General features: G+C 74.2%; 25 protein-coding genes and 1 pseudogene. 12 read left to right on the plus strand and 14 right to left on the minus strand.

The features are described 5' to 3' along the window. Window positions 1–200: 200 nt before the first annotated feature. Window positions 201–1,112 carry a serine/threonine-protein kinase gene (locus tag ABZ449_RS07215; protein ID WP_360341559.1) on the minus strand — a complete coding sequence of 304 codons (912 nt, stop codon included), beginning with the start codon at window positions 1,110–1,112 and terminating at the stop codon, window positions 201–203. A gap of 117 nt (window positions 1,113–1,229) precedes the next feature. Here ABZ449_RS07215 and ABZ449_RS07220 point away from each other — a divergent pair, with 117 nt between their 5' ends. The 4 genes and pseudogenes from ABZ449_RS07220 to ABZ449_RS07235 form a co-directional block, all read left to right on the plus strand. Continuing rightward, entirely contained in the window at window positions 1,230–1,745 is a 516-nt protein-coding gene (locus ABZ449_RS07220) for an RNA polymerase sigma factor (RefSeq protein ID WP_360341562.1), read from the plus strand. Next, on the plus strand, window positions 1,742–2,590 hold the full coding sequence (locus tag ABZ449_RS07225) for a hypothetical protein (RefSeq protein ID WP_360341565.1): 849 nt from the start codon (window positions 1,742–1,744) through the stop codon (window positions 2,588–2,590). The genes ABZ449_RS07220 and ABZ449_RS07225 overlap by 4 nt, the downstream gene beginning before the upstream one ends. 94 nt (window positions 2,591–2,684) lie before the next feature. Then, a complete protein-coding gene (locus ABZ449_RS07230) occupies window positions 2,685–3,389 on the plus strand; it encodes a hypothetical protein (protein WP_360341568.1) in 705 nt (234 codons plus the stop codon). A 49-nt stretch (window positions 3,390–3,438) separates the two neighbouring features. Beyond that, a pseudogene (locus ABZ449_RS07235) lies at window positions 3,439–3,575 on the plus strand (LLM class flavin-dependent oxidoreductase); the annotation flags it as partial. 39 nt (window positions 3,576–3,614) lie between these two features. Here the strand turns inward: ABZ449_RS07235 and ABZ449_RS07240 are convergent. Beyond that, entirely contained in the window at window positions 3,615–4,898 is a 1,284-nt protein-coding gene (locus ABZ449_RS07240; RefSeq protein ID WP_360341571.1) for a serine hydrolase domain-containing protein, read from the minus strand. 552 nt (window positions 4,899–5,450) lie between these two features. Here ABZ449_RS07240 and ABZ449_RS07245 point away from each other — a divergent pair. Together ABZ449_RS07245 and ABZ449_RS07250 are read left to right on the plus strand one after the other, a co-directional pair. Further along, window positions 5,451–6,521, plus strand: coding sequence for a serine hydrolase domain-containing protein (locus ABZ449_RS07245; protein ID WP_360341645.1), 1,071 nt, complete (start codon window positions 5,451–5,453; stop codon window positions 6,519–6,521). Between the two features lie 115 nt (window positions 6,522–6,636). Then, the gene (locus tag ABZ449_RS07250) at window positions 6,637–7,803 is read left to right on the plus strand and encodes a serine hydrolase domain-containing protein (protein ID WP_360341574.1); all 1,167 of its coding nucleotides are present in this window, start codon (window positions 6,637–6,639) and stop codon (window positions 7,801–7,803) included. A gap of 83 nt (window positions 7,804–7,886) precedes the next feature. On the opposite strand, the gene ABZ449_RS07255 is transcribed toward ABZ449_RS07250, so the two are convergent. Next, window positions 7,887–9,521 (minus strand): LCP family protein, encoded by a 1,635-nt coding sequence (locus tag ABZ449_RS07255; RefSeq protein WP_360341577.1) that lies wholly within the window; start codon window positions 9,519–9,521, stop codon window positions 7,887–7,889. Next, window positions 9,514–10,137 (minus strand): DUF6542 domain-containing protein, encoded by a 624-nt coding sequence (locus tag ABZ449_RS07260; RefSeq protein ID WP_360341580.1) that lies wholly within the window; start codon window positions 10,135–10,137, stop codon window positions 9,514–9,516. The genes ABZ449_RS07255 and ABZ449_RS07260 overlap by 8 nt, the downstream gene beginning before the upstream one ends. Before the next feature lie 268 nt (window positions 10,138–10,405). Between ABZ449_RS07260 and ABZ449_RS07265 the strand changes: the two genes are divergently transcribed. Together ABZ449_RS07265 and ABZ449_RS07270 are read left to right on the plus strand one after the other, a co-directional pair. Next, entirely contained in the window at window positions 10,406–10,612 is a 207-nt protein-coding gene (locus ABZ449_RS07265) for an antitoxin (RefSeq protein WP_360341583.1), read from the plus strand. Between the two features lie 71 nt (window positions 10,613–10,683). Further along, window positions 10,684–11,379 (plus strand): transglycosylase SLT domain-containing protein, encoded by a 696-nt coding sequence (locus tag ABZ449_RS07270; protein ID WP_360341586.1) that lies wholly within the window; start codon window positions 10,684–10,686, stop codon window positions 11,377–11,379. 44 nt (window positions 11,380–11,423) lie between these two features. On the opposite strand, the gene galE is transcribed toward ABZ449_RS07270, so the two are convergent. The 4 genes from galE to ABZ449_RS07290 form a co-directional block, all read right to left on the minus strand. Next, entirely contained in the window at window positions 11,424–12,440 is a 1,017-nt protein-coding gene (gene galE, locus ABZ449_RS07275) for a UDP-glucose 4-epimerase GalE (RefSeq protein WP_360341589.1), read from the minus strand. A gap of 195 nt (window positions 12,441–12,635) precedes the next feature. Next, window positions 12,636–13,271, minus strand: a complete 636-nt coding sequence (locus ABZ449_RS07280; RefSeq protein WP_360341592.1) for a hypothetical protein — start codon at window positions 13,269–13,271, stop codon at window positions 12,636–12,638. 796 nt (window positions 13,272–14,067) lie between these two features. Further along, complete coding sequence (locus ABZ449_RS07285) at window positions 14,068–14,511, minus strand: hypothetical protein (RefSeq protein WP_360341595.1); 444 nt, start codon at window positions 14,509–14,511, stop codon at window positions 14,068–14,070. Between the two features lie 53 nt (window positions 14,512–14,564). Continuing rightward, window positions 14,565–15,329: a sigma 54 modulation/S30EA ribosomal C-terminal domain-containing protein gene (locus ABZ449_RS07290; protein WP_360341598.1), complete on the minus strand. Its 765-nt coding sequence runs from the start codon at window positions 15,327–15,329 to the stop codon at window positions 14,565–14,567. A 340-nt stretch (window positions 15,330–15,669) separates the two neighbouring features. Between ABZ449_RS07290 and ABZ449_RS07295 the strand changes: the two genes are divergently transcribed. Next, the gene (locus ABZ449_RS07295) at window positions 15,670–18,276 is read left to right on the plus strand and encodes a cytochrome P450 (protein ID WP_360341601.1); all 2,607 of its coding nucleotides are present in this window, start codon (window positions 15,670–15,672) and stop codon (window positions 18,274–18,276) included. Window positions 18,277–18,295: 19 nt separating this feature from the next. On the opposite strand, the gene ABZ449_RS07300 is transcribed toward ABZ449_RS07295, so the two are convergent. The 5 genes from ABZ449_RS07300 to ABZ449_RS07320 all read right to left on the minus strand — a co-directional run bounded on the left by ABZ449_RS07300 (window position 18,296) and on the right by ABZ449_RS07320 (window position 22,649). After that, window positions 18,296–18,427: a DUF6126 family protein gene (locus ABZ449_RS07300; RefSeq protein ID WP_359902629.1), complete on the minus strand. Its 132-nt coding sequence runs from the start codon at window positions 18,425–18,427 to the stop codon at window positions 18,296–18,298. Between the two features lie 43 nt (window positions 18,428–18,470). Then, complete coding sequence (locus ABZ449_RS07305; protein ID WP_360341604.1) at window positions 18,471–18,812, minus strand: metalloregulator ArsR/SmtB family transcription factor; 342 nt, start codon at window positions 18,810–18,812, stop codon at window positions 18,471–18,473. A 271-nt stretch (window positions 18,813–19,083) separates the two neighbouring features. After that, window positions 19,084–19,545: a hypothetical protein gene (locus tag ABZ449_RS07310; protein ID WP_360341607.1), complete on the minus strand. Its 462-nt coding sequence runs from the start codon at window positions 19,543–19,545 to the stop codon at window positions 19,084–19,086. A gap of 262 nt (window positions 19,546–19,807) precedes the next feature. Beyond that, on the minus strand, window positions 19,808–20,851 hold the full coding sequence (locus ABZ449_RS07315; protein ID WP_360341610.1) for a glycoside hydrolase family 3 N-terminal domain-containing protein: 1,044 nt from the start codon (window positions 20,849–20,851) through the stop codon (window positions 19,808–19,810). A 292-nt stretch (window positions 20,852–21,143) separates the two neighbouring features. Then, window positions 21,144–22,649: a PLP-dependent aminotransferase family protein gene (locus ABZ449_RS07320; RefSeq protein ID WP_360341613.1), complete on the minus strand. Its 1,506-nt coding sequence runs from the start codon at window positions 22,647–22,649 to the stop codon at window positions 21,144–21,146. A gap of 29 nt (window positions 22,650–22,678) precedes the next feature. On the opposite strand from ABZ449_RS07320, the gene ABZ449_RS07325 reads away from it, so the two are divergent. Then, the gene (locus ABZ449_RS07325) at window positions 22,679–23,548 is read left to right on the plus strand and encodes a methyltransferase domain-containing protein (protein WP_360341616.1); all 870 of its coding nucleotides are present in this window, start codon (window positions 22,679–22,681) and stop codon (window positions 23,546–23,548) included. Between the two features lie 180 nt (window positions 23,549–23,728). Here the strand turns inward: ABZ449_RS07325 and ABZ449_RS07330 are convergent, their stop codons facing one another. After that, window positions 23,729–24,226: a MarR family transcriptional regulator gene (locus tag ABZ449_RS07330; protein ID WP_360341619.1), complete on the minus strand. Its 498-nt coding sequence runs from the start codon at window positions 24,224–24,226 to the stop codon at window positions 23,729–23,731. Window positions 24,227–24,337: 111 nt separating this feature from the next. Here ABZ449_RS07330 and ABZ449_RS07335 point away from each other — a divergent pair, with 111 nt between their 5' ends. Both ABZ449_RS07335 and ABZ449_RS07340 read left to right on the plus strand, forming a co-directional pair. Beyond that, on the plus strand, window positions 24,338–25,261 hold the full coding sequence (locus tag ABZ449_RS07335; RefSeq protein WP_360341622.1) for an EamA family transporter: 924 nt from the start codon (window positions 24,338–24,340) through the stop codon (window positions 25,259–25,261). A gap of 65 nt (window positions 25,262–25,326) precedes the next feature. Continuing rightward, on the plus strand, window positions 25,327–25,968 hold the full coding sequence (locus tag ABZ449_RS07340) for an NAD(P)H-binding protein (protein WP_360341624.1): 642 nt from the start codon (window positions 25,327–25,329) through the stop codon (window positions 25,966–25,968). The last annotated feature ends 308 nt before the right edge of the window (window positions 25,969–26,276 follow it).

Raw genomic sequence — 26,276 nt, forward strand, 5'->3', positions numbered from 1 at the left:
GCGCTGCGGGGCACGGAGACTGAGGCGTTCTCGGCCGGTGTCCGGTGGCCGGTGGGGCTTCCCCGAGGGAGTGACGTCAAGGGAGTGACACCTCGGAGGCCAAGCGATCGCGGATCAGGCGGCGCTGGTCTCCAGGCGGCTCCTGCGGGCCGCGAGCACACCAGGACACGACCGCCGGTGCGGACCGGCCCCTGCCGGACTCAACGCTGCAGCCAGCTCAGTAGGGCCGTCGCCGTGAACACCGTGCCCGACGCCAGACGGACCGCGCGCGGGGTCAGCCACCCCGGGCCTTCCAGGGGCTGGCACTGCGGGACCGGAGCCAGCAGCGCGTCTGCGAAGGCCCGGGCGGTCGGCGGTCGGTCCGCCGGCTCGACGGACATCGCGGCCCGTAGCAGCAGGGCGACGTTCGGTGGGAGCTCCGCTCCGGCGGGGAGCGCCGGCAGCGTCGAGGCGGTCGGCTGGTCGGTCATCAGGGCTGCGGCGCGTCCGCCCGGGCCGAACGGCTTCTGCCCGGTCAGCAGCTCGTAGGCCACGACGGCCAGCGCGTACACGTCGGCCCTCCCGTCGAACCCGCCGGTCTGGAAGGCCTGTTCCGGCGCCATGTACGCGGGCGTGCCCGTGGTCACCGTCAGCCCGGATGCGTCGGCCAGGTGCTTCGCGCTGCCCAGATCCGCCACCAGCACCGCGGCGGGCGCGGGGCCGGTGGCGAGCAGCAGGTTGGACGGCTTGACGTCGCGGTGCACCACGCCCGCCTCGTGCAGGACCTGGACCGCGTAGCCCGCCTCCGCGGCCAGCCGCAGCGCCTCCTGCGGGTCGCACTGCCCGACCCGGTCCGCCAGGGTGCCGCCGCGTACGTAGTCCATGACGAAGTAGGGCCGGTCCTCCTGCACCCCGACGTCGTGCACCCGGACCACCCGAGGACTGGCGATCCGGCGCAGCAGCCTCGCCTCCGCCAGGAACCGCTCGCGCACATCGGCGTTGGCGGCCCAGTTCTCGGCCAGCACCTTCACCGCGACCTCGGTGTCGAGCTCCGGATCGTAGGCCTTCCAGACCGTCGCGAAGGAGCCGGCTCCGAGCCGCTCCAGGAGGAGGTAACGGCCGAGCTTGCGCATGTGGCAGCATTCTGCCGGAGTCGGGGGGAGTACGGAACTCCCGTTCGACGGGTCGGCTGCCAGGCGGGGCGAAACAGGGGGATCCGGGTGTTCGAGGAAGGCGAGCTGGAACGGCTCGTGGCAGTTGCTCAGGCGGGGGATCCGGGGTCGATGGAGTACCTGCTGGCCAAGCTGCGGCCGGTGGTGCTGCGTCGCTGCTCGCGCTTCCTGCCCCACCACGCCGACGCCGAGGAGGCCGCGCAGGACGCGCTGCTGTCCGTCAGCACGCACCTGGGCGAGTACGGCGGCCGCGGCTCCTTCCTGGGCTGGGTGACGGTGATCGCTTCGAACGCCGCCCGGTCCACCTACCGCTCGATGCGCCGGCGCGCCGAGGACAGCCACGCCGACCTCCCCGAGTCCGTCGACCCGCGCACCACCAGCGTCATCGCCGGGACCCGGCTCGACCTGATGGAGGCGCTGGTCGCGCTGGAGCGGCAGCATCCCACCCTGGTGGAGTCCTTCGTGCTGCGCGACCTGGGCGACCTGACCTACGCCCAGGTGGCCGAGGAGCTGGACGCCCCGTTGGGCACGGTCAAGGACCGCATCCACCAGGCCCGCCGCTTCATGCGCGAGCGCCTGGTCACCGGTCTGTGACCGGCGGTCCCGCGGCGGGTGGCGGCCACGCCGTCGTCCGGCCCCGGTCCGCCGTCGTCGCCCTGGTGGCAGCCGCCGCGCTCGGGCTGGCGACCGGCCGGTTCGTCCTGCCACCGCCCCCCGGCACCACCGCGCACCCGGCGGCGCGCTCGGGTGCCGCGGTCGACGGGGCGTCCCAGGGCGCGTCCGCTCTCGCTACGCCCGGCGTGTCCGGCCCGACGCCCGCGTCCTCGGCCGCCGGCTCCGCCTCGCCGACCGGTGCGACCGGGCCGATGACGACCGCGAACCTGCTGGAACCCGCGGCGTTCAGCCCGGACATCGACACCCGGCGGATCCACGTCACCGACCGGTACGGCGACGGGGTCTACGCCAACGCGGCCTGCTCCGGCGAGAAGACCCTCACCCAGACCCTGGGCGGGCCCGGCGCCCACTTCCGCGGACTGATGACCAGCACCCGCACCACCCCAGGCGACCCCACGGTGGCCGCCGACCGCGTCGGCCAGGTCGCCCGCGAGGTCGCCGCCGAGGCCCGGAGCCCTTCCCTGGCACAGAACTACGCCGCGCGCCTGCTGCTGGAGGAGGTGCCCTGCCAGGAGCAGGCGCCGGGGCACTGGGTCTACGGAAGGACCACGACGCTGCAGCTCGCCCCGGACGTCACCGCGAGCTGGATGGGCGCCTACCAGGGATCCCTCAACACCAACGGCACAGCGCCCGAGGGCAAGGAGCCCTGCGGCGGCATCGCCGTGCTGCGCAGCGGCAACCACTACGGGGTGCTGGAGGTCGATGCCTGCCTGGGCACGGCCGCGATGGACCGCGTCGTCAGGACCGCTCTGTCACAGCTGTGAAACAGCCGGTCGGGGCTCCAACTTTCCCTCCTCCGGCGGCATCTCCCCGGTTGTACGAGGACGCACCGGGCGTCCCGACCAGTAGGGGGACCAGATGACCGAGAACCAGACCGTCCAGCAGAAGTCCGTTCGCCGCAACCGGGTCGCCGCCGCGGCCTGCCTCGCCGCCGCGCTGATCACGGCCGGCGTCGTCGGCACCCAGTCGGCCACCGCCGACGGGGCCGCGCACGACGCCGCGCACCACACCGCGGTCGCCGCCCGCCCGGCGGCCGCCGCAGCCGCCACGCCCGGGCTCGGCTCCGCCGACCTCGTCCAGAGCGAGGACTTCCAGCGGGGCCTGAACCCGGTCGGCGCGACCATTGCGCTGACCGGACGCGAGGGGCTGTCCGCGTGCTCCGGCGAGGAGACGATGCGCGACCTGACCAAGGACAAGGCCACCGGGTACGCGTCCGTGACCTGGACCTTCGACACCGATGGCCGACTGTTCGAGTCGGCCGCGAGCGCCCCCACCGGGACCGCGGCCGCCTCCTGGGAGCAGCAGCTCGTCGCGCTCGTTCAGGAGTGCCAGGACGAGCCCGCCGGCCACTGGTACTACGGCGCGGCCCACAACCTGACCGTCACCGGCGGCACCGCCCGCTGGTACCTGGCCTACAACGGCGACGGCACCGTCAGCGGCGGGGTCGCGGTGCTGCGCAGCGGCACCAGGGTCGCCGTCGTCGAGCTCACCGGCCGGCCCACCGACGCCCCGACCCACGTCGAAGGCATCGCCACCGCGGCACTGAACCGCCTCTCCTCCTGAACGGCAGCCCGGCTCCGCCCGCGCCGCCGGGCGGAGCCGGCCCCGAACCACCCGGCACGGCACGTACCACGGCGCGGTCGAGGCCAGGAACATCCCCGGCTGCGTGCAGACCCGCGGGTCTCCTTCTGCGCCGCCGCCACCGGCCCGCACGGACTGAGGCCGGCGGCCGAGTACGGGCAGGGCTGGGGGCACCTACGGCGACCCGCGCGGCCCGGCGGAGTGGGGTCAGCCGGTGCACGTCGCGGCGCCGACCAGCTTCTCGAAGGCCTTCCGGGTGGGCAGCGGGGTCGAGAGGCCGCTGCCGTTCATCGAGACGGAGAGCTGACGGCGCAGGTCGGGAGCGGTGTACAGGAAGGTGCTGAAGCCCGGGATGCCGCCCGTGTGGCCCCAGAGCTCACCGCAGTCGGTGGTGGTCCGCTCCAGGCCCAGGCCGTACCCGCCCTGGCTCTGCGGGGTGACCGTCATCATCTCGGCGAGCTGCGGCCGGGGCAGCAGCCGTCCGCCGAGCAGGGCGGTGATGAAGGTGTTGAGGTCTGCGGTGGTGGAGATCCCCGCGCCGGACGCGCCCGCCATGCTCGGGTCCAGATCGGTGACGTCCACGCGACCGGTGGGCAGGTCGAAGTAGCCGTGCGCGTGCGGGCCGGGGACGGCCGTCTCGTGGTCGGGCATGGAAGTGCCGGTCAGGCCCAGCGGGCGGATGATGCGGCGCTCCACCTCCTGCTGCCAGGTGCGGCCGGTGGTCCGCTCGATGATCCGTCCGGCCAGGACGTAGTCGGTGTTGGAGTAGTGGTAGCCCTGGCCGGGCGGGAAGTACGCCGGGTGGTTGTTGGCCAGGGCGATGAGCTGCTGGGGTGTCCAGCGGGTGTAGCGGCCGGACTCCAGCCATCGTTCGAGGGAGCCGGGCGCCGTGGGGTCGAAGGCGTGGTCCTCGGTGTAGTCGAACAGCCCGCTGGTGTGGTTGAGCAGCTGGCGCAGGGTGATGTTCGGGCCGTTCGGCACCGCGCCCGGCAGCAGCCGCTCCACCGGGTCGTCCAGGCCCAGCCGCCCCTCGGCGACCAGCTGGAGGACGACGGTGGAGACGAAGGTCTTGGTCACGCTGCCGATCCGGAACCGGCCGGTCGCCGAGGCGGGGGCGCCGGTCGCGTAGTCGGCGGTCCCGGCGGCGCCCTTCCACCGGGTGAGGCCGTACTCGCCGACCCGGGCGAGTGAGGCCGAGGCGCCGCCGGAGTCGACGATGGCCTGCACCGCGGCGTCCAGGGCCCTGGGGTCGACGCCCTTGCGCGGCCCCCGGCCGGCGGCGTCCTGCGCCGGGTCCTGGGCAGCGGTCACCGTCACCACTCCGACCGGTCCCGGTGCGCCGAGGGCACCGGCCGCCGGGGCCGTCACCCCCACCAGGCCCGCGCCCGCCAGCGCGAGCGCCACCAGGCGCGCGGCCGGGCGGCCGCGCCGGCGCCCCGTGCGCCCGCTACCGCGACCGCCCGGACCCGTTCCGCCCGTGTGTTCCGCCATGTCCGCCCGCCTTCCCGTGTCCATGTCGAAGGGTGACTTCAACACCCCCGTGATTTACGGCAACTGACACGTTGACAGGTGTCGGCGAACCGGGTCGTCAGCCCACGGTCCAACCCGGCTCCGACCCTGGACCTACCTTCGAACGATGGACCACTCCCCCTCAGGGATGGGCCACCCCCTAGGGCCGGTCAGGGGCGCCCCGCGCCGGGCGGGGCTCTCGTCGCCACGCCGCCGGTGTGCACCGGAGCGCGCAAGGCGCACCTCGTACACGAGCTGAACCTGCGGCCCCTCGACTCCCAGCCGGTGGCCAGGAGTACGGTCCCGGCCGGGGGCGACTCCCGGAGTCCACTCCCGGGCGCGGTTTCGTCCTGGGTGCGGACGAACTCCCGTGCCCCCGAATGGTCCTCTTGATCAAGGCCCGGAATCACCGGCGCCATTCATCGGAGGGGTCCTCTCGTGTACGAGCACGCACCGCACAGCCGCTTCCCGCTCTCCCGCCGGGGCAGCCGACACCGGGCGGTAGCGGTGGTGACCGCCGTGGCCGCCGGGGTCATGACGGCCGGGGCGCTGGCACCGACCACGGCGTTCGCGGGCGGTAGGCCGGACAGCGTCCAGTCGAGTCTGAACGCGCTGGTGAAGGACGACGGCATGCCCGCCGCGCTGGCCTCCGTCCAGGGCCGCGACGGCCGCACCCGCAACTACACCGCCGGCGTCGGCGACCTCACCACCGGGGCCAAGGTCCCCATGGACGGGCAGGTACGGATCGGCAGCAACACCAAGGCCTTCACCGCCGTCGTCGTCCTCCAGCTCGTCGCCGAGGGAAAGCTGGGCCTGGACTCCCCCGTGGAGACCTACCTCCCCGGCCTGCTGCGCGGCGACGGCATCGACGGACGCACCATCACCGTCCGTCAGCTCCTCCAGCACACCAGCGGCCTGCCCGAATACGTGGACAAGGGCGCGATCCTCTCCGGTCCGAAGCGGTACTACGAACCGCGTGAACTGCTCGACGCGGCACTCGCCCAGAAGGCCCACTTCGCCCCGGGCACGCGCTGGGAGTACAGCAACACCAACTACCTGATGGCGGGCCTGATCATCCAGAAGGTCACCGGACGGCCGCTCGGTGAGGAGATCAACCGGCGCATCGTCGACCGCATCGGCCTGCGCCACACCTACTTCCCCGCCCCGGGGGACACCGGCATCCGCGAGGCCCACCCCAAGGGTTACCACCAGGAAGCCGACGGCTCGTTCCGCGACTACACCGAACTGGACCCGTCCTGGGGCTGGGCGGCGGGCGCCGTCGTCTCCACCGACAGCGATCTCAACTCGTTCTACGCCGCGCTCCTCGGCGGCCGGCTCCTGCCCGCGGCGCAGCTCGCCGAGATGCGCACCACCGTCCCCGCCGAGGGAATGGCTCCGGGCGTCCGCTACGGGCTGGGCCTGATGAGCCGGCCGCTGTCGTGCGGTGGCGTGTACTGGGGCCACGGCGGGACCATCCCGGGCTACGACACCGACGGGGGCGCCACCGATGACGGCCGCGCCGTCAGCATCACGGTGACCATGATCCCGGGTGAAACGGCCAAGCAGCACGCGGAAGCCACGGTGGACGCCGTCCTGTGCCGCTGACCCTCCCCGATCCGGCCTGAGCGTCCACACCGGTACGACCAACGGGTTCTGCGCGCACCTGCGCGCAGAACCCGCGCGCCCCACCAATTCGCCCCTCCCGCAGAGGAGTTCCTCCGTGAACGAGTTCGTACAGCACAACCGGGCCCACCGACGCCGGCGCGGGTTGGCGGTGGCCGTGGCCGCCGTGGCCGCCGGCGTCGTGGCGGCCGGGGCGTTGACACCGACCGCGGCGTTCGCGGGTGGCAGGCCGGACAGTGTCCAGTCGAGTCTGAACGCGCTGGTGAAGGATGACGGCCTGCCCGCCGCGCTGGCCTCCGTCAAGGGCCGCGACGGCCGCACCCGCAGCTACACCGCCGGCGTCGGCGACCTCACCACCGGGGCCAAGGTCCCCGTGGACGGGCAGATACGCGCCGGCAGCAACACCAAGACCTTCACCGCCGTCGTCGTCCTCCAGCTCGTCGCCGAAGGAAGGATCGGCCTCGACGCGTCCGTCGACACCTACCTCCCCGGCCTGCTGCGCGGCGACGGAATCGACGGGCGCGACATCACCGTCCGTCAGCTACTCCAACACACCAGCGGCCTGCCCGACTACATGGACGCCCCCGCGCTCTCGGACTTCACCACGGTGCAGTACCGCTACTTCGAGCCCCGCGACCTCCTCGACGGCGCCCTCGCCCAGAAGGCCCGCTTCCCCGCGGGTACCAGCTGGGAGTACAGCAACACCAACTACATCGTCGCCGGACTCCTCGTCCAGAAGGTCACCGGACGGCCCGTCGGCGAGGAGATCACCAAGCGCGTCATCGACCGCACCGGCCTGCGCCACACCTACTTCCCCACCCCCGGGGACACCCGCATCCACGAGGCCCACCCTCACGGCTACTACCGCAGCTCGCCGGACGCGCCTCCGATCGACTACACCGAGATGGACTCCTCGATGGCCTGGGCGGCGGGGGCGATCGTCTCCACCAACACCGATCTCAACTCGTTCTTCACCGCGCTCCTCGGCGGCCGACTCCTGCCCGCGGCGCAGCTCGCCGAGATGCGCACCACCGTCCCCGCCGAGCTCCTGGGCCCGGGGGTCCGCTACGGGCTGGGTCTGCAGAGCAAGCCGCTCTCCTGTGGCGGCCTCTCCTGGGGCCACGGCGGGACCGCCCCGGGCTACCGCTCCCGCAACGGGGTCACCGACGACGGTCGCGCCGCCACCATCACGGTCACCACCATCCCGGACGGGGTCGGCGCGCAGCACATGGCGGACGCCCTGGACGCGGCCCTCTGCCGCTGACTCACCTCTCGGCGTGTACAGGGTGCCGGACGGCGGCCGTCGGCGGGTGGACCGTTCCGCACGGGAGAAGGAACGCGCCGGGCTCAGTCCACGCACGGGATGCCGCCCGCCTTCACCGCCGGCCCCTGCATCGGCAGCCCCGCCGCCGGGTCGGCGGCGGGGTCGGCGGCCGCGGCGCCCGACGGCACGGCCGTCGGGCTCGGGCTCGGACTCCGGGTGACGGCGAGGGTGACCAGGATGCGGCCCGCGGGGACGGCCGAGGAGTAGAACGCGTTCACCCCGTAGCGGGCGGCGAGGTGCTGCGCGTCGCCCTTGGCGCCGGACCCGTACGCGACGGTGGTGGACCTGGTCCTGGCCGGGGCGTCGCCGATCCGGCCCGCCTGGTAGCCGAGTTCGGCCAGCGCCCTGGACTCCTCGGCCGCCGCGCCCGCCCCCGCGGCCGCGTTGACGTCGACCACCGACTTGGGCGGCACGCTCGGGGTGGCGGAGGCCGACGGGGCCGCTTCGCTCGGCGCGTCCCCGGGCGGCGTGGTGGCCGGAAGGGGCGGCGCCGGTTCGTGGTTGAAGAGCTGCCGGACGATCTTCCTGATCAGCACCGGGTTGACCGTGTTGACCTCCTGCCCGCCGACCGTCTTGAAGCCGCTGATCGGCAGCGTGTTGAACTCCACGTTGCCGCCGGTCAGGTTGGGCGCCTGCTGGGCGAAGTCGAGGATGTTCCACTCGTTGTCGATGACCACGTCCTTCTTCACCACCGCGAACAGCTTCTGCATCTGCCCGAAGTCGTTCAGGATGCCCTGCTGCTTGAGCTTGTACTCGACGGAGGACAGGAACGCCTGCTGCCGGTGCGTGCGGTCGAGGTCCCCGTTGGTGAGGTGGTGGCGCTGGCGCACGAAGGAGAGCGCCTGCGCGGCGTTGAGGGAGCTGATCCCGGCCGGGAGCTTGAGGCCGGTGCCACCGCCCTCGTGGGTGGCGGTCCGGGCGATGATCGGATCGTCCACCGGGTGGTTGAGGCAGACCTGGATCGGCTCGACCGCCTTGGCGATGTCGTAGAAGCCGATCAGGTTCACCTCCGCGAAGTGGTCGATCGGGACGTTCAGGAAGCTCTGCACGGTCTGGATGGTGGCCGAGCGGCCGGCCTCGCGGCTCTGCCGTTCCAGCATCGCCTTGGAGAGCCCCTTGCCGGCCAGCTTCAGCTCGGCGGCCTCCTTGGCGATGCCGTACGCCTCCTTGATCTTGTGCATCCTCCCGTCCGCGCCGACGGTCTGCACGTAGTCGTCGCGCGGGACGGAGAGCGCGGTGACCTTGCCGCCGTTGGCCGGGATGTGCAGCACGATCAGGGCGTTGGTGTTGTACCCGCCGATCCCGCTGGAGCCGGCGTGCAGTTCGTCCTCCACGAACTGCTTGGGCAGGTCGTTGCCGTCCATGTCCTTGCGGCTGTCCAGGCCGATCAGCAGCAGGTTGACGGACTTGTCGAGGTGCGGCGGGGCGTTCTTCTTGGCCTCGCTCAGCGCGGTGGACTTGATCATGCCGTCGTCCAGGCTGCGGTACTCGTACCAGGTGAAGCCGCTGGCGCCGAGCACGGCGGCCGAGACGGTGCAGGCCAGGGTGCGCCCGGCGACGGTCAGCGGGGCGGCGCGACGCCGCAGGGCGCGCCCGCGCCGATCGCGGCCGCCGGTACGGCTGCTGCCACCGGTACGACTGCTGCCGCGCTCAGCCACGGCGGCCCCTTCCGACCGGGGCGGCCGTCCGGCCGGTTCGTCGGCGCTCCGGCGCCGGCCGGCGGCGGGCCGACACGGCGCGGACCGCGACCACGGCGAGCGCCACCGCCACGGCTGCGGCCATCACCGGGAAGGCCCCGACCACCCAGCGCAGCGCACCGGTGCCGAGGTTCTCGCCCCGGTACTTCCCGGGGTGCGCCAGGTACTCGACGCCCGAGGCGGTGAGCAGCACCACGACCGGCGCGGCCGTCACCACCCACCACCGACCCGCCCGGCTGCACAGCACTGCCGCGGCCGCCGTCCCGAGCACCGAGCCCACCCCGAAGAGGAGTCCGACGCCCGGCCCGTCGAGCGCGTCCGCGACCGCCCCGAGCAGCGGCAGCCCGACCGCCGAGAGCGCGACCGCCCGCCCGCCGCGACGACGTGCCTGCTGGCGACGGCGGGCGGCCCCTGGACGCGGCCCGCGGGCCGGCCGGGGCGCCCCGGGGCCCGCGAGGCCCCCGGGGGTGCCTGGGGCTCCCGCACCGGCCGCCCAGGAGCGCTGGGCGGGCAGGGCGCGGTCCTCGGTGCGCGGTCCCGCGTCCTGGTACGGCGTTCTCGCCCGCTGACCGGCCATGCGCACTTCCCTCGATCGTTGCGGCCGCGGCGGAGCGATCGCGCCGCCGCGCGTGCCGGGACGCCTTCGGTCCTGGTGACGTCCGGGCGGGGATCCCATCCTCTACATTCCTGTAGAAGACTGTCTGGAGCATACGAACCCATTTCAGCAAAGTCATCCGCCGCCACCCGGCGGCGGCGAACCGCCTGGTGGGCCGTCGTTAGGATGGTCATGATCCCCGCCACGTCGGCACACCATCAGGAACGCATCAGAGGAGCAGAGCGTCACCATGTTTGAGAGTCTGAAGAACCTTGCGGACAAGGCCACCGACCTCGCCCGCGAGCACGGCGACGTGATCGGGCAGGGCCTGGACAAGGTCGGCGACGCGATCGACGACCGCACGGACGGCAAGTACAGCGGGCAGATCGACACCGGAGTCGAGAAGGCGAAGGACTTCCTGCACAACCTCGACGGCGACCGGAAGCCCGCCGAGTAACCTGCCGCAGGGAGCGATCAGCCGCACGGCGCCCGAACGGGCGCACGAGCGAACGGGGAGGGGCGGCAGCGGTGAGCGAGGAGAAGAAGGGGTCCGGCCGGGGACGCTGGCTGGTGATCGGCGTCGTGGTGGTGGCCGGACTCGGTCTCGTCCGCGGCAACGGCCACGACGGCGCGGCCTCCGCCGACCCGTCGCCGACCGCCGCCGCCTCCGGCCCCTCCGCGGGCGCCGCGCCGTCGGCCGGCTCCCCCGCGACGCCGTCGAAACCCCCGAAGCCCTCGGGCCGCTACGACCCGGCCGACTACGCGGCGCCGGTCCGCCAGTACGCCGCCGAGGCCGGGGTCAACCCGCAGCTGCTGATGGCGATCCTCTACAACGAGTCGTACAAGCCGCACGACCCCGAACTCGAACGGGCCTGGCAGCGCGGCAAGCCGGACGCCTCGTTCGGCATCGCCAACATGCACCGGGCCGCCTTCGACGACACCAAGCCCGGCCGCCCGTTCGCCTCCCGGCAGTGGGAGGAGCTCCCGGACGACCGGAACCTGGCCGTCCAGGCGGCCGCCTGGCACCTGCACGACCTCGCCGCGCAACTGCCCGCGCGCCCGGGCGTTTCACTCACCCGGGACGAACTGGTCGCCCTCGGCTACAACGCGGGCGCGGGCAACATGCTGGCCTTCGCCCGGGGCGTCAAGATCGGCTCCCAGGCGCAGTCCTACCTCGACCGGCTGCGCGACAACTGGTCGAAGTCCGGCGAGGCCGTGAAGTAGCGACGTCCACCCGGTCAGCCGGCGCCGCCGGCGACGTCCGGCCGTCAGCTGACGCCGACCCGGGCGGACCAGACCCTCCGCCAGGCCAGCGCGTCGGCGACGCCCTCGGCGAGGCCGCGCCGCGGCCGCCAGCCGAGCAGGTCCCGAGCGGTGTCCACGACGGCGTAGCAGCCGATCACGTCCCCGGGCCGCGGTCCCGCCTCCCGCACCTCCAGGCCGGTGCCGACGACCTGTTCGAAGGCGGCGATCAGCTCCCGCACGGTGGTCCCGTCCCCCGTGCCGACGTTGATCACCCGGTAGCGGTCCGCCACCCCCGGGGCGATCACCTCGTCGAACCGCAGCAGCGCCGCCACGTGCGCCTCGGCGAGGTCCTGGACGTGGACGTAGTCGCGGATGCCGGAGCCGTCGCGGGTCGCCCAGTCGGTGCCGGTCACGGTGAACGGGGTGCCGGTGGTGTGCGCCTCGATCAGCTTGCCGAGGGCATGGGTGGGCCGGAGGTCCTGGAGGCCGGTGCGCAGCTGCGGGTCGGCGCCGATCGGGTTGAAGTAGCGCAGGGCGATGACGCGCTGGCGCTCGGCGCCCTCCCCTCGGGTCCAGTCCTGGAGGACCTGCTCCATCATCTGCTTGGTGCGCGCGTACGGGCTGCCGGCATCGACCGCGCTGCTCTCGTCCACCCTGGCGTCGGGGGTGGGGGCGTAGATCGAGGCGGAGCTGCTGAAGACGACCCGGGTGCAGCCGTGGCGCTGGAGGGCGTCCAGGAGTTCGACGGTCTTGGCGACGTTCTCCCGGTAGTAGTACAGCGGTTTGGCCACCGACTCCGGTACGACGATCTTCGCGGCGCAGTGCACGGTGGCGTCGATGTCGGGATGCTCGGCGAAGATCCGGTCGAGCAGGGCGGCATCGGCGATGTCACCCCGGTAGAAGACGCGGTCCGCGACGAACTCGGTCCGTCCCCGGGACAGGTCGTCCAGCACGACCGGGGTGATCCCCCGGTCGAGCAGGGCGGAGGCGACGGTGCTGCCGATGAAACCCGCGCCGCCGGTGATCAGGACCTTCTTCATGCGCGGACGCTCCCTTGCGGTCGTCGGGCGCCCGGTGGCGCCCGGTGACCGCAGGGACGTCGGTTCGCACCCGGCCGGTTCCGCGGCGCGGGCGTCCCCGCTCCGGGGGCGGGCGGTTCCGGGCGTCCCCGCCCCGGTGACGGCCCACCTCCGGCGACGGCTCGGCCACGCTGACGGCCCACCTCCGGCGACGGCTCAGCCTCGGTGACGGCGCAGCCAGAGTCCGGTGGCGACCAGGACGACGGCCACGCAGGCGGTGCCGATGGCTGCCCAGGTGGTGGCGTCCGAGGTGGTCGCGTGGAGGGGCCGGGGCGCGGCCTCCCGGGCGGAGACGGCGGACGCGGTGCTCCCCGGCGCTGCGGTGGTCTCCCGGAGCGGGGCTGGGGTCACCCCGGCGGACCGCGGCGAAACCTCGGGCAGTGCCGTGCCCGCCGTGTCCGTGGGCACCGGGTCGGCGATGGCGACGGTGTCGACGTCGAGTTCGCTCTCGCCGTGTCCGAGGGCGGGGAAGGCGCAGTCCACCGTCACCCGCCAGTGCCCGACCGGGAGGGCCTCCCGCGTGGTGTACGTCCCCTGGAGGCCGGGGACGGTGACCAGGCGCCAGGGGCCGACCGTGCGGCCGTCGGAGGCCGTCGCGAAGAGCGTGCCGGCGAACTCCCCGGTCACCGGGTCGTGGTCGTTCTCCCAGGTCGCGACGGTGCTGACCCGGCCGTTCTGCTGGCCGGTGACGTCCAGGTGGACGTTGTCGCCGTGGGCGGCGGCGGGTACGGCCGCCGCCAGCAGGGCCGCGGCGGTGAGGGCGAGGGCGGTGAGGTGGGGGTGGGTTCGCATACGGGAGGGTCCTCGGGGCGGTGTGGGGGCAGGGATGCTGGGAACGGCCGGCGCCGGGGACGACTGCCGCTGGGTGGGCGGCGGCCGTTCCCGGCGCGGCGGACCTGCCGGCCCGCGGGCCTCGGGGCACGCGGGCGTCGGCGGTTCGGGTCGAAGGGTCGGCCGGCGTACGGGCCGACCGGTTTTACGGGCTCACAGGAACAGCCTTACCCCGAACGGCTCACAAGGTCTTCAACAGCGACCAGTTCCGGTAAGGGCCGGCGCTCGGCCGGCGCAGCTCCGGCGGCCGGCCGCCGCGGTTCCACCGTCCGCCGGTTCCGGGCACCGTCGCACCGCCGCCCGCGGTGGGGGTGAACCCGCGGTCGGATTCGGCGAGTTGCCGCTTGCGAGCGACCGCGAAGGTGCACGGCCGCCGCCCGGCGCGCCGGCCTGGAACCACCGTGCGCGCTCGGCTCGACTTCTCAAGTCGGCTGAATTCGGCGCGATCTGACTGATAGCCACCTCGGGGAGCGGCTCTCCGCGGCACCGCCGATGAAGTCCGCCGCTGGGGTGTCCCATCGCGCCCCTCTCCTCGCACGACGACCCGCGCCCTCCCGCGATGGCGGGAGGGTCGGGTCTTCCGACGCTTCGGAGAGCGGGAGGGGCAACCGGGAATAACGGAAACCTCTTGCGGAATTCCGCTGCCGGCCCGGCCGTTCACGTCGCCCGGACGGCGAACGGGCAGACCGGGAAGACCGAGACCGGCCCAACATGCCATCGACCAGGGAGCGATGACGAACCATCAGATCAGGTCGGATCAGGCGGCGGCCTTCACCGGCTCCACCCGGAACGCCGGCACCGCCGCCACCGCGCCGGCGCCGTAACCCCCGTGCAACCGGGCCAGCCCGGCCGCCAGGGCGGCCCGGTCCCCGGCGAGCCAGAGCCGCAGGGCCGCGGAGAGCGCGGCGCTGGCCGGCCCGGCCGCGGGGCCGCCGGTCCGCACCAGCCGCTCGCCGAGCAGCGGCAGCAGGTCCGCGACCGGGGCGGGCAGCCACAGGGTGAGCGCGAAGGGCGCCGGCCTGGCCAGAACGCGCAGCAACGGGAGGACGCAGGCGTCGTCGTGCAGCGTCGGGATGACCTCCAGCAGCCCGTCCACCGCCACGTCGGAGACGTCGCCGCCGTGCCCGCGCGCGAGGTCGCGCAGCAGCGCGCGCTCGGCGGCGGTGATCCGGACGGTCAGCATGACCTCGTCGCAGTCCATGGTCCCGGCCCCTTGTCGTGGAGAGTTCGTGGTGCGGTCGTCGCGTCGTGGTGTCAGTCCTGTGCCGAAAGGGTTCCTGCCCCGATCCGGCCGTCCGATACCGGCGCTATCAGGCCGTAGTGACCGTCGAAGCGGCGGTAGAGCACCCGCGCCCGGTGGTCGCCGGGATCGGTCCAGCCGACGAACGGGCCGCCGGTGAGCCAGAGTCGGCGGGCCGCCTCGGCGAGGTCGAGCGGGGGCATCGCGCCGGTGCCCGCGGCGCACAGTTCCACCGTGCCGCCCGGCGAGCAGCGGTGGACCAGGCCGTCCCGCCCGGTCGCGGCGTCCGCGAAGAGGTGGAACCGCCGGTCCAGGGCGAGCAGTTCGAGCACGGCCTGCTCGGGGCTGCGGCGGGCGAGCACGACCGCCTTGTGCCGTGCGATCCGCCGCTGGGCGAGCGGACGGTCGGCGAACTGCGGGCGGTAGGCGCTCTCGTGCGCGGCGGCGAAGCCGATGTCGCCCTGCTCGCGCAGTCGGACGGCCCGGCCGGCCAGCGTGCCGAGCACCAGGTCGACGGACTCCCGTGCGGTGCCGGTGGCCAGCTGCACCCGGACCGGCCCGACGTCCGCCAGCTCGACGTCCGCCTGGGCCAGCGCGGGCCGGGTCACCGAGCGGTCGCGCGAGCGGGTCAGCCGCAGTCGCAGCGCACGGGCGTCGGGGCCGAGCGCCGTGGCGGTGTCCAGCGCGCGGGCCCGGGCGTACTCGGCGTCCTCGCGGGGCAGCTCGCCGCGGATCTCCACCCGGACGTCGAGGGCCGGCCGGTGGCGCAGACGGGTCATCAGGTTCCTCCTTCTTCGCATCCATGCTGTCCCTCGCACGCCCGTGCGGCGAGGGTCCAAAGACCCTGCCTCACAGACAGGACGCCACCACCCGTACGGACGCATCCGCGCAGGTCAACACCGAGTTTCGAGCACGCACGAAAGGGTCGATCCACTCGGCCGTTGGAGTGATCCCCGCACATTCGGCGCAACGCTCGGGAAACCGGCGCGTTTGCTCAACGTGCGCCCTCCCGCCGGGGGCGCGCGCGGGGCCCGCGCTGGGCGGTCCCCCGCCTGCCGGCCGGCCCGCCGCTGCCACCCGGCATCGCCCGCACCGGCCACTCTGGTGAGAGGTAGTGTCATGTCCCTGCTGACCGAGACGCGGAAGCTGATCGTTCCCCCGAGAACCGCTCCCGGCCCGTCCCCGTTGGCCCGCTCCGCCGTCCCGCCGCTGGCCCCCGGCGCCCTGCCCGGCCTCGGGCACGCCGGCGCCCTGCTGCGCGACCCGCTCGGCTTCCTCGGTTCGCTCTCCCGCCACGGCGGGGTGGTCCGCATCCGGCTCGGCCCGCGCACCGTCTGCGTGGTCACCGACGCCCGGCTGGTCCACACCCTGCTCGTCGCACTGGCCCACGACTGCCCGCGCGGGGCCGTCCAGGACACCCTCAAGACGGCCTTCGGCGACGGCCTGCTGATGTCCGAGGGCCAGGCCCACCGCGACCGCCGCCGGATCATCCAGCCGGCCTTCGGAGCGGACCGGATGGGCGAGTACCTGGCCGTGATGCAGCAGGTCACCGAGGAACGGGCCGGACGCTGGCGCCCCGGGCAGGTCCTCGACGTGGCCAAGGAGATGAACCACCTGGCCCTGGAGATCGTGACCCGCTCGCTGTTCGACGCCCGGCTCAGCGAGGACGCCACCGTCGCCTTCCACCGGGCGCTGCCGGACCTGGTGAAGGGCCAGATCGTCCAGTCCCTCTACCCGAACCCCGCGCTCGCCCGGCTGCCGCTGCCCGTCAACCGGCGCTTCGACGACGCCGTGCGGGTGCTCAACCGGGTGGTCGACCAGGCCGTCCGCGGACGGACCGCGACCACGGGCCCCGGAGCGGGCCGGCGCACCCTGCCCGCCCTGTTGCGCGCCGCGACCGACCCGGCCACCGGGTGCCCGCTCACCGAGGCCGACGTGCGGTCCGAGGCGATCACCATGTTCGGCGCGGGCACGGAGACGGTCTCCACCACGCTCACCTGGCTGCTGGACGAGCTGCTGCGCCACCCCGAGGTGGAGGCCCGGATCCTCGCCGAGCTGGACGAGCACCTGCCCGCGGGCACCGTGCCCACCCCGGAGGCGCTGGCCCGGCTCGCCTACACCCGCAGCGTCACCCAGGAGGTGGTGCGGCTGCACGCGCCGAACGCCTTCCTGATGCGCACCGCCCAGGTGCCGGTCGAGCTCGGCCCGTACCGCGTCCCGGCCGGCACCGAACTGCTGTACAGCCTCACCGCGCTGCACCGCGACCCGGTGCGCTACCCCGAGCCGCTGAGCTTCCGACCCGAGCGCTGGCAGGACGGCGGCGGCTCCGGGCGGCCGTCCTTCCTGCCGTTCGGGGCGGGCAAGCACAAGTGCATCGGCGAGGCCTTCGCCTGGGCCGAGCTGACCGTCGCGGCCGCGGCGATCCTGCGCCGCTGGCGGCCGGTGGCGGTGCCGGGTTCCCGGGCCCGCGAGGTGGTGTGGACGACGGTCCAGGCGCACGGCCTTCGGGTGCGGCTCGCGCCGCGCGGCGCGCGCTCCCCGCGCGGACGCACCGCGACGGCCTCCCGCGAGGGCGACGCCGCGTCCTCACCTGGGGCCACAGCGCCCTCCTCGCCCAGTGAGCCACCGCCGGTCCGGTGTCCGTTCACGGGCGCCACCCGGGCGATCATCCCCGTGGCCGTGGCCGTGGCCTCTGGCCCAGCGGGTCCAGCGGGTCCGGCTGGCCCGGCGGCTCCGGCGTCAGCTGTTCCGACCTCAGTGGCTCCGACCTCAGCGGCTCCGACGAACCGGACAGCTCCGGCGGGCCCCCGGCCACCCCGCGACCTGCGCCGCACCGCCGACCGGCACGCCGACTGGGCGGTCCGCCGCGGACTGCTCACCCCGTCGGAACTGCCCCGCTACCGGGCCTACGCACTGCAGGAGCTGATCGGCCACGCCTACCCCCGCGTCCGGGGCGCCGAACTCGACCTCCTGGTGGACGTGCTGGGCTGGTTCACCATCCTGGACGACCGCTTCGACGGCTCGCCCGGCCGCCACCCCGCCGAGGCCCACGCCGTGGTCGACCCGCTGATCGCGGTCCTCGACGGAGGCCGCGGCGGCAGCCCGTCCGAAAGCCACCTGCTGCTCGCCTGGCGGGAGTTGTGGGCCCGGCAGACCGCCTCGATGTCCCCCGAGTGGCGCGCCCGGGCGGTCCGGGAGTGGCGGTCCTGCCTCGCCACCTTCCCCGCCGAGGCCGACCACCGCGCCCGCGGCACCGTGCCCGCCCTCGGCCTCGACCTGACGGACACCATGAAGCTGCGCCGGCACGGCAGTTGCCTCTACCCGTTCATGAACATACTGGAACGGGTCCACGGCGCCGACGCCCCGGCCGCACTGCACGCGGAGCCCGCGCTGCACCGGCTGCGCGCCAACACCGCCGACGCCGCCACTCTGATCAACGACCTCTACTCGCTGAAGCGCGAGGAGCGCCAAGCCGGGCCCGCGTTCAACACGGTGCTCACCCTCGAACGGACCCACGGCTGGACGCGTGGCCGAGCGGTCCACGCGGTGCGCGCCCGGGTGGAGCGACTGCAGCAGGAGAGCGAGGAACTGCGCCGCGAGCTGCTGCGCCGCCACCCGGCCGGGCGCTGGTACCTGGACGGCACCCGGGAGCTGGTCGCCGGCGTGCAGGCCTGGACCAGCACCAGCAACCGCTACCTGGTGCCGGACGGCGGGCGGCGCCGGTGAGCCGTCCGTTCCCGGCGCGCTACTTCCGGCCGCCGAGCGCGAACAGCAGCAGCACGAAACCGGCGAACAGGTGCGTGGCGAAGATGTAGATGCCCGCGCGGATCAGCATCGCCTTGCGGCGCCGCTTCTCGTCGCTCGTGCTGTCGCTCATGGTGGTGCTTCTCCTCGGGTCGGGCGGACGGGCCGGGCGCGCCTCAGCGGGACCGACCACCGGGGGCACGCAGCTCGGTGAGCAGAGCGCCCTGGTCGGTGATCAGCTCGGTCAGGATCCGGCGGGCCGCGCGCAGCAGCTCGGCGACGTCCGGAGTGCTGAGCGCGTACACCACGGTGTTGCCCTCACGGGTCGCCGTGACCAGCTGGGTGCGGCGCAGCACCGCGAGCTGCTGGGAGAGGTTGGACGGCTCGACCTCGATCTCCGCCAGCAGCTCGCGCACCGGCCGGGGGCCGTCCTGGAGCAGCTCCAGGACCCGGATCCGCACGGGGTGGCCGAGGGTGCGGAAGAACTCCGCCTTGGCCTGGTACAGCGGTACCGGCATCGTCCGTGTTCTCCCTCGGTTCCGGCTCGGTGGTCGTCCGGCCGGGCGGGGTTCGATGCCGCGGCCGGTAGGCATCATCGCGACAGATGAAGATTTCTTCAAGTCGTCACTGTGCGTCGACCCGCGACAGCGCTCCGGCGAGACCGCGGAAGTCGCCCGACGGGCCCTCGTCGGGCGGGTCCGCCGCAGGGACCCGGCCGTTCGGCGGCATGCGAAAGCCGATCCCGGGAGTCCGCCAACTCCCGGGATCGGCTCAAACGGTGACGAACCGTCAGCAGTTCACCGGCACGTTCACCGTGGCCGGCACCTGGCCGCTCCAGAACCCTTCGACGTCGAAGGACACGTGCACGGTGGACCCGCAGGCCACGGTGGCCGAGATGCCGTCGACCCGCACGGTGGACACCTGGAACACGGTGCGGCCGTTCACGGTGCCGAGCGAGGCGCCGCCGGTCACGTCGGCCGACAGGTGGGTCACCAGCTCCTGCGGCGCCGGCGGCCACGGGGTGCCCGGGGACGGCGGGCCGGCCAGGCCGATCTTCCCGTAGATCGCGACGCTGTCACCGGTCACGTCGGCACAGGCGTAGGTGGCCAGACCGGCCTGCAGGCTGTAGCTGCCGCAGGTGGTGACGGTGGTGGTGGCGACGGCCGGGGCGGCCGCGAACGCGGGGACGGGGGCCGAGAGCAGGGCGGCGGCGCCGACGGCACCGGCGGCTATCCGGGCGATCCGGTTCATGGGTTCCTCCTCGAAGGGGGCGGTACGGACTGGGACAGGTGGCGTGGCACATATGACATTTCATAGGTCCACGACAGGAACTTTCCCATGCGATTCCTGTGCACTGACCCAGATTTACCCTTGGAAGTGAGGGCTCGACCGAAACCAGCCCTTCGATGGCTCAATCACCCTGGACCGGCAGAACTTCCGCACCCTTGCGGGCAACGCCCACGTGGAGCCCGGGTGAACCGTGTCCGAACCGCCCCGCCCCCGCCCCGCCGGCTCAGCCCAGCGCGCCGCGCAGGGCGTCGACCCGGGCCACGGCCTCGGTGAAGGCGTGCCGGTCCAGGCGGCCGTCGTCCAGGGCGGCGGCCAGCGCCTCGGTGGCCTCCTGGGCCTGCCGGGGGTCGCGGGCGGAGCAGAGCAACAGGTCCATCCCGGCCCCGGCGGCGGCCAGCGCCCGGTCGCCGGTGCCGCCGTACGGGGCGAGCGCCTGGGCCTCCATGGCGTCGGTGACGGTCACGCCGTCGAAGCCGAGCCGGCCACGCAGCTCGCCCTGGATGATCGTGGGCGAGAACCCGGCCGGGTGGTCCGGGTCCAGCGCCGGGTAGACCGCCCACGAGGCCATCACCAGCCGCACGCCCGCCGCGATGGCCGCCCGGTACGGCGCCTCGCCCCGGGCGCGGAGCTGCGACAGCGGGACGTTCAGGGTGACGGGGCGCTCGTCGGTGTTCTCGCCCCGGGGCGCGGCGCCGAGGCCGGGGAAGTGCTTGGCGGTCGCGGCCACGCCGAGGCCCTGCTGTGCGGCGAGGAAGGCGCTGCCCAGCTCGGCGACCTCGGTCGGGTCCTGGCCGTAGGAGCGCTCGGAGTGGTCGATGAAGTTGTCCGGCGTGTCGTAGACGTCGAGCACCGGGGCGAGGTTGAGGTTCAGCCCGGCGTCGGCGAGGGTCCGGGCGGCGCCGGCCCCGGATTCCGCGGCCGCGGCGACCGCGTCCGGCGCCAACCCGACGCGACGGGCGGAGAGTTCGGGCGCGCCGGGCAGCCTGCGGACCTTGCCGCCCTCCTGGTCGGTCATCAGCAGCAGGGTGCGCGGGTGCGGCGCCTCGGCCGCGGCCTGCTTCAACTCCGTCACCGCTTCGGCGAGTTGCCCGGGACTGGTGACGTTCTCGCCGAACAGGATCACCCCGGCGGCCCGCCCCTCCCGGATCGTCCGGAGCACCCCGGCCGGTGGTGTCGGGCCGGAGTACGACAGCACGATCCGCCGCCCGGCGAGCGCCCGGGGGTCCTCCCGCTCCAGGCCGGCCATCGCCGCGCTCCTCTCGTTCACGGTTCCCGTAGCGCCCGCAGCGCCCGGGGCGTTCGCAGCCCCCGGGGCATTCGCAGCGCCCGGAGTGTTCGACGCTCCCGGAGCGCCCGGCGGCCGGGCGGACGAACCGAGCGGCACCGGGCCGAGCGCGATCCCCATGACGGCCAGCAGCACCCCGAACTGGGCGAGACTTCGGAACGGGGCCATCCGGCCTCCCGGGTCGACATGTGACTTCGGCACGTCAACGTACCCAGGGGTGCGGTGGGGCACTCCCCTCTCCACCGGATTCATCCGATAATCCGCCTTAATATCCTCAAGGCGACACCCTCGAACGTCGGACCAGCCGTCCCAGGACGGCGACCCCCTCCGCGATCTCCGCCGCCGAACCCGCCGCGTACCCGAGCACCAGGCCGGGCGGGTACGGAAGCCGGGCGTGCCAGGAGAGCGGCTGCACCTTGACCCCCTCGGCCAGGGCGGCTGCGGCCAGCTCGGTGTCACTGCGGCCGGGGCTCTCCGGAAGCGTCAGCATCAGGTGGAGGCCCGCCGCCGCGCCGTGCACGGTGGCTCCCGGCAGGTGGGTGCGGATGGCGGCGATCATGGCGTCCCGGCGGCGACGGTGGCGGCGGCGCAGCAGCCGCAGATGGCGGTCGAGGTCGCCGGACTCCATCAGCCGGGCGAGGACCAGCTGGGTCAGCACCGGGTTGCCGAGGTCGGCGAAGCGCTTGGCGTCCAGGACGGCCTCCCGCAGCCGGGCCGGGACCAGCAGCCAACCGGTGCGCAGCGCCGGAGCGAGCAGCTTGGAGATGCTCCCCGCGTAGCAGACCCGGCCCGGCAGGGCGGCGCGCAGGGCCGGGACGGGCGGGCGGTCGTAGCGGTGCTCGGCGTCGTAGTCGTCCTCGATGACCAGACCGCCCTCCTCCGCCCAGCGCAGCAGTTCGCGCCGCCGGTCGCCGCCGAGCACGACGCCGGTCGGGTACTGGTGGGCGGGAGTGAGCAGGACGGCCGGGGCGCCGGTGGCGCGCAGCGCGTCGACCCGGATGCCCTCGGCGTCGACCGGGACCGGCGGGGTGGCGGCGAGCCAGTGGGCGAGGTGCTGCCGGGCGCCGAGCGAGCCCGGGTCCTCGACCGCGACCTCGTCGATGCCCGCCCGCCCGAGGGCGCGGCCGAGCAGCGCGAGCGCCTGGGCCGTGCCGGCGACGATCAGCACCTCGTCCGGATCGGCGCGGATGCCCCGGTTGCGGGCCAGCCAGTGGGCGACGGCGCGGCGCAGGGCCGGGGTGCCGCGCACGTCGCCGTAGCCGAGGTCGGACGCGGCGAGGCCGTCGAGGGCGGCGCGTTCGGCGCGCAGCCAGGCGGTGCGGGGGAATGCCGCGAGGTCGGGCACGCCCGGGGTGAGGTCGATCCGGGCGGGGGTGCCGCGCAGCAGGTCGAAGACCTCGGGGCCGGGATCGGCCCGGAAGAGCGTGGTCGCCGGGCGGGGCGGTTCCGCCACCGGTGCCGCGGGCGCCTCCGCCGGTACCGCGGGGGCCGCGACCACGACCGTGCCGCCCCGCCCGCGGCCGGCGACCTGCCCCTCTTCGGCGAGGCGCTGGTAGGCGTCGGTCACCACCCCGCGGGAGACGCCGAGTTCGGCTGCCAGCACCCGGCTGGCGGGCAGCCGGGTGCCGACCGGGAGCCGACCGTCGGCGACGGCCGCGCGCAGCCGGCCGGTCAGCCAGTCGGTGAGTCCGCCGGGCGGGGCGTCGGCGGTGTCGAGCTGCAGGAAGTCGGCACCGGTCTCTTTGGACCGGTCGGGTTCCGCCACTTTGGACCTGTTCACCGGACCATAGTGGCGGCGAGGGTGGGGCCATGACCACGGAAACACCCACGCCCGCGGAACCGGCAGCACCGGAGCGCCCGGACGACCACCACGACTACGTCCACGGCTACTCGCAGACCGAGGCGCAGCGCCTCGGGGACCAGGCCGACACCCTCGCCGAGCTGCTGCACGCGGGCACGGCGTATCCGGCCGGCAGCCGGGTGCTGGAGGCGGGCTGCGGAGTGGGGGCGCAGACCGTGCACCTGTTGGCCGCCAACCCGGGAATCCGGCTGACGGCGGCAGACCTCTCGGCGGAGTCGCTGCAGCGGGCCCGCGCCCGGGTCGCCGCGCAGGCGCCCGCCGCGGACGTCACCTGGCACCACGGCGACCTGCACCGGTTGCCGTTCCCGGACGCCTCGTTCGACCACGTCTTCCTGTGCTTCGTGCTGGAGCACCTGCCCGACCCGGTGGCCGGGCTGGCCGCGCTGCGCCGGGTGCTGCGGCCGGGCGGGACGATCACGGTGATCGAGGGCGACCACGGCTCGGCCTTCTTCCACCCCGAGGGCCCGGCGGCCCGGCGCACCATCGACCACCTGGTCCGGTTGCAGGCCCTGGCGGGCGGCGACGGTCTGATCGGGCGCCGCCTCCACCCGTTGCTGACCGCGGCCGGGTTCGCCCGGGTGTCGGTCCGCCCGCGCACGGTCTACGCCGACGGGGCCCGCCCGGCGCTGGTGGAGGGCTTCACCCTGCGGACCTTCGTCGCGATGGTCGAGTCCGTCCGGGCCGAGGCGCTGGCCGCCGGGCTGACCACCCCGGAGGACTTCGACCGGGGCATCACTGAGCTGCGCCGCGCGGCCGGGCCGGGCGGGACCTTCCACTACGCCTTCTTCGAGGCGGTGGCGGTCAGGCCTCGGTCCTGACGCGGGCCGGGCCGGGTCGGGGGAGGCGGGACGGACTCCGGCCGGAGCGTGCCCGTGGGCGGGGTCGTGGACGGGGGTCTCGACCGCGCCCACGGGTGCAGCCGACCCGGCGACCCGGCGACCCGGCGACCCGGCGCTCATCGACCCGCCTGGCGGGCCTCGTGGACCGGCCGGAGCGGACTACTCCGAACTGTCCGCGAGGTCCGCCAGCAGGGTGCGCATCACCTCGACGAGCGCGGCCCGCTGCCCCTCGTCGAGGCCCGCCAGCATGCGGTGCTCGGTGGCGAGGTGGTCGGGCAGCGCGCGGTCGATCAGGGCGTGTCCCTCGGGGGTGAGGGCGACCTCGCGGCTGCGGCCGTCCTGGTCGCTGCGGGTACGGGTGACCAGGCCGCGGGCCTCCAGCCGGTCCAGGCGCTGGGTGATGGCGCCTGAGGTGACCATCGAGGACTGCATCAGTCCGGTGGGGGTGAGGCGGTAGGGCGAGCCGCTGCGCTTGAGGGTGGCGAGGACGTCGAAGGAGGCGGCGTCCAGTCCGTGCTCGGCGAAGGTGCGGTTGAGTTCCGCGTCCACCAGCCGGTAGAGGCGTTTGAGCCGGCCGAACACCTCCATCGGGGAGACGTCCAGGTCGGGGCGCTCGGCGCCCCACTGCGCGACGACGCGGTCCACATGATCTGCCACGGGTTCAGGGTAGGCGATCCCCACTCGTTTCCTTAGCGGTGAGGTAACTGTGAGCCACATCACGCGCCCGATCCGGCGAACGATGCCTTAGCGCTGAGATACATTGCCTTAGTGCTAAGAAATCGCCTCGCCCTCGTCCTGCTGACGGCCCTCGCCCCGGCGGTCTGGGGCACGACCTACCTGGCCACCACCGAACTCCTGCCGCCCGGCCGCCCGCTGCTCGCCGCCGTCATCCGCTGCCTGCCCGCAGGGCTGCTCCTCGTCGCCCTCACCCGCCGCCTGCCGCAGGGCAGTTGGTGGTGGCGCTCACTGATCCTGGGTGCCCTCAACATCGGGGCGTTCCAGGCGCTGCTCTTCATCGCCGCCTACCGTCTGCCCGGAGGCATCGCGGCCACCGTCGGCGCCGTCCAGCCGCTGGTCACCGCCGGGCTCTCGGCCCTGATCCTCGGCGACCGGCTCACCCTGCGCACCGTGCTGTCCGGCATCGCGGGAGTCGCGGGCGTCAGCCTGCTGGTGCTGCGGGCCAATGCCGAGCTGGACGCCATCGGGCTGCTCGCCGCGCTCGGCGGCGCCGTGGTGATGGCCGCCGGCATCGTCCTCTCCAAGCGCTGGGTCTCCCCCGCGCCGATGCTCGCCACCACCGGCTGGCAGCTCACCGCCGGCGGACTGCTGCTGGTACCCGTCACGCTGCTCACCGAGGGCGCGCCGCCGTCCCACTACACCCTCGCCAACGTGCTCGGCTACACCTACCTCTGCCTGATCGGCGCGGCCGTCACCTACGCGCTCTGGTTCCGGGGGCTCCGCGAGCTGCCGCCGACCTCGGTCTCCTTCCTCTCCCTGCTCAGCCCGGTGGTCGCCACCCTGATCGGCTGGCTCGCGCTCGGCCAGGACCTCAGCCCGCTCCAGGCGCTCGGCGCGCTGGTCGTGCTCGGATCGCTGATCGCCGCACAGACCCAACGGCCGCGCACCACAGCGGAGTCGGCCACCGAAGCCGAGCCGGCGGACACCCCTCAGCCCATTCGCACGACCGTCTGACGCCGTCCCGCCGGTACCGTTCCCACCCACCTCTCCCACCACCACCGTTCCCCAAGGAGCACCCCATGCGCATCACCGTGTTCGGCGCCACCGGCAACGTCGGCAGCCGGGTCGTGGCCGAGGCCCTGGCCCGCGGGCACCAGGTCACCGCCGTCATACGGGATCCGGCGAAGCCCCACGGCCTGCCGTCCGCCGCCACCGTGGTCCTCGGCGACGCCCGCGACCCCGAGGACGTCGCCCGGATCTCGGCCGGACAGGACGTGGTGATCACCGCCACCCGTCCGGCGCCCGGCCGCGAGCACGAGCTGGCCATCGCCACCAAGGGCCTGCTGACCGGGATCGCCGGCACCGGTGTGCGGCTGCTGGCCGTCGGCGGCGCGGGCAGCCTCCTCGTCCCGGGCGGCGGCGGGACCACCCTGGTCGACAGCCCCGGCTTCCCCGACGAGATCCGGCCGATCGCCCTGGCCTGCGGGGAGCAGTTCGACCGCTACCGTGCCGCCGGCCCGGACGTCGACTGGACGTACCTGAGCCCGGCCGCACTGCTGGAGCCCGGCGTGCGCACCGGCCGGTTCCGCACCGGCCGCGACGAGCTGCTGGTCGACGCCGAGGGCAACTCGGCGATCTCCATGGAGGACCTCGCCGTCGCGCTCCTGGACGAGGCCGAGCGGCCCGCCCACCGCCGGGCCCGCTTCACCGCCGCCTACTGAGCGCCCGGCTACCCTGCTGCCCGCCCGCCCGCCTGGACGGCTGGACGGCTGGTCACGCGGTCACCTGGAGCCGCCACCCCGGCGGGGGTGTACCCAGCACCACCCCGAAGTCGGCAGTGGGGGTGATCGATCATCAGGCCGGGGCCGGACAGGATCGTTCCGTGACCAAGACCGCAGCCCCCAGCAGCACTCCCGGCACCGCCCACGGCACCGCCCACGCCGGCTCAGCCCCGCAGGGCCGGGCCACCTCCACACTGCCGCCCTGGCAGGCCTAGTGCAGCGCGGTGGCGCCGGCGCCGCTGTCGGTG

Origin of the sequence: Kitasatospora sp. NPDC005856 (genome assembly GCF_040629945.1) — a bacterium.
GTDB lineage: Bacteria > Actinomycetota > Actinomycetes > Streptomycetales > Streptomycetaceae > Kitasatospora.